The following is a 675-nucleotide window of genomic DNA, read 5'->3' as shown; positions in this document are numbered from 1 at the left end:
GCGTAAATCATTTTGGCAAGGGACGGCAGAATGAGTTTGCCGTCAGTATCCCGCAACTTGAGCAGGTTGCCGCCGTTCACCATGTGAAGATCCAAACCAATCCCGAAATGATAAAGCTTCTCAAGGCTGGCCGTTCTCGATCGCTGATTGGATACAAGCCCGTCCGTAGCGAGGTATCCAGACAGGCGAACGCCGGGAGGGGGATAGCCGAGGCCAGAGAGAAGGAGGTATTGAAATGCTGGATATTTAGTAACAAGGAGGGGGCTTAAGTATGTCGATCAGAAAGATGGATGATGGGCGATGGCTGCTCGATATCAGGCCACAAGGGGCGTACGGCAAACGGATACGTAAAATTTTTGTCAGGAAAGGGAGTGCAGAGGCCTTCGAACAATATATTTTACAGAATTTCCATAACAACCCATGGCTGGCTAAACCTGCTGATCGGCGGCGATTATCAGAGCTGCTTGATACATGGTGGATGCTTGATGGCCGTAACCAGGCTTACGGCGATACCTACAGGATCCGGCTGGAGAAAGTGATTCGTGAAATGGGAGATCCGCGCGCCAGCCAGATGACGCAAAAATTTATGCTTGAGTATCGGTCAGAGAAATTACAGGCCGGATTAATGCCATCCAGCATTAATCGTGACTTATGCGTTCTGTCTACCATGTTCAC

Annotated in this window: 2 protein-coding genes; both read left to right on the top strand. The window is 49.9% G+C overall.

The features are described from left to right. On the top strand, positions 1-269 hold a 269-nt coding region (locus EQY_RS26915; protein WP_000324189.1), incomplete at its 5' end, for a hypothetical protein. A gap of 2 nt (positions 270-271) precedes the next feature. Beyond that, a partial coding sequence (locus EQY_RS0119815) for a phage integrase (protein ID WP_000027752.1) occupies positions 272-675 on the top strand: 404 nt, incomplete at its 3' end.

It is taken from the genome of Escherichia sp. TW14182 (assembly GCF_000208525.1).
GTDB lineage: Bacteria > Pseudomonadota > Gammaproteobacteria > Enterobacterales > Enterobacteriaceae > Escherichia > Escherichia ruysiae.
Note: the sequence above shows the minus strand (reverse complement) of the source record. Positions and strands in the feature narration are given on the sequence as shown.